Origin of the sequence: Stieleria sp., assembly GCF_041595215.1 — a bacterium.
GTDB classification, from domain to species: domain Bacteria; phylum Planctomycetota; class Planctomycetia; order Pirellulales; family Pirellulaceae; genus Stieleria; species Stieleria magnilauensis.
The window spans coordinates 1-2,102 of sequence record NZ_JBFHKV010001300.1; the positions used below are offsets into that span (position 1 = coordinate 1).

1 protein-coding gene is annotated in these 2,102 nt (G+C 61.5%); it reads left to right on the forward strand.

All coding sequences use genetic code 11. The features are described 5' to 3' along the window. On the forward strand, nucleotides 1–2,102 hold a 2,102-nt coding region (locus ABX749_RS30755; RefSeq protein WP_372899398.1), incomplete at both ends, for a M28 family peptidase.

A 2,102-nucleotide genomic window follows, 5' to 3' on the forward strand; every position in this document is an offset into this window, starting at 1 on the left:
CGAGACGCTGTCGCCGCGCGAGACCGAGTTGCTGAAGACCGACAAGTCGTACTTCATCGACCTGTACATCATGAACGCCGATGGATCGAACGTCCGCCAGTTGACCGACGTCAATGGCTATGACGGCGGGCCGTTCTTTTCGCCCGACGGAGCCCGCATCTGCTGGCGACGATTTTCCGAAGACGGAACGACGGCGGAAATCTACACGATGGCCACCGACGGCACCGACGTCCGCCGCTTGACCGACATCGGCGCAATGAGTTGGGCACCCTTTTATCATCCCAGCAGCGACTACTTGATCTTCACCACCAACCGACACGGCTTCGGCAACTTTGAACTTTACTGCGTCCGCGCCGATGGCCAGGGGCAACCCGTTCGCGTGACCTACACCGATGGATTCGATGGCCTGCCCGTCTTCCTGCCCGGCGGCGACCGCATCGCGTGGACCAGCAACCGAACGGCCGAGAAACGTTCACAGATCTTTCTCGGCAACTGGAACGATGCCGAGATCCGCAAACGCCTGGGATTGACCGACCAAGACGACGCAGACCGACAAGCGGCACTCGATGCCGCCGAAGAATCATCGCCTCAATTCACGCCCGCCGACATCGCCCGCCACGTCGATTACTTGACGCGTCCGGAACTGGAAGGTCGTTTGACGGGGACCGAAGGCGAACGACGGGCGACCGCTTACGTCGCCGCTTACCTGGAAAGTTTGGGGTTTGTCCCGGCCGGCGAATCGGGCACGTTTTTTGATGAGTTCCAGTTCCCGGCGGGTTGCTCACTGACCGACAACAACACGCTCACCATCGGGGACCAGACCGGAACCTTGAACGAAGATTGGCGTCCGCTTTCGTTTTCAGCCGACGGCCAGATCAAGCCCACCGAGGTCGTCTTCGCCGGCTATGGCATGCGTGTCCCGGCCAGCGAAGACTCGCCGGAATACGATAGCTACGTCCACCTGAACGTGGCCAATCGATGGGTGATGGTGTTTCGAGATTTGCCCCAAGACATCACCCCCGAACGGCGACAGCAACTGGCGCGTTTCAGCTCGCCGCGCCGCAAAGCGACCTTCGCCCGCGATCTCGGCGCCAAAGGCATCATCTTCGTCGCCGGCCCGACCAGCAAAGTTCAGAACGAGTTGATTCGCTTTGACTCCACCGCCTCGGCCGGTGTCAGCATCGCCGCGATCTCGATCACCAATGCGATGGCGTCCAAACTGTTCTCCGAGTCCGACGGCGACCTGAAAGAACAGCAAACCCAACTCGACGACGGATCGCTGGCGATGGGCTACATCCTGGAAGGAGCGAAGGTCGCCACGACGATCGAAATCGAACGCAAAACGGGAACCGGACGAAACGTGATCGCCCGTCTGCCCGCCGGCGATAGCACCGCCCCCACATACCCGTTCGTGATGGTCGGCGCACACGTCGACCACTTGGGGCGTGGTTCCGGCAGCAACTCGCTGGCCAAGGACGACGAACGCGATCTGATTCATCAAGGTGCCGATGACAACGCGTCGGGAGTCGCGGCGATGCTGGAGATCGCGCAATACCTGGCAGACGAAAAACGGGCCGGACGGTTGAACGCCAAGCGGGACCTGGTGATCGCCGGTTGGAGCGGCGAAGAACTGGGACTGTTCGGCTCGCAAGCCTTCATCGAATCGTTCGAGACACTTTACCCCGATGCCCCCAAAGTCGAGATCGATGAAGAGGCCGAGCGTGCCGCGCGGGCTCACGGCATGACCACCAACGCCGCGCCGCTGACCTCCGCGATCGCCGCGTACCTGAATCTGGACATGGTGGGACGACTGCGCGAGAAACTGGTCGTCCAGGGAATCGGTTCGTCGCCCAAGTTTGAATCCTTGGTCAATCGTCGCAACGTGCCCGTCGGCCTGTCGCTGACGCTGGACAAGACCAGCACGCGATTGCCGACCGATGCCTCGGCCTTTGTCGCCCGCGATGTTCCCTTCTTGTCGGCGTTCACCGGCGCCCACGAAGATTACCACACGCCGCGGGACACAAAAGAAAAGCTGAACTATGAAGGCGCAGCGAGCACGGCTCGGCTGTTCGCGCTGATCGCCCGCGGCATGTTGACCGACG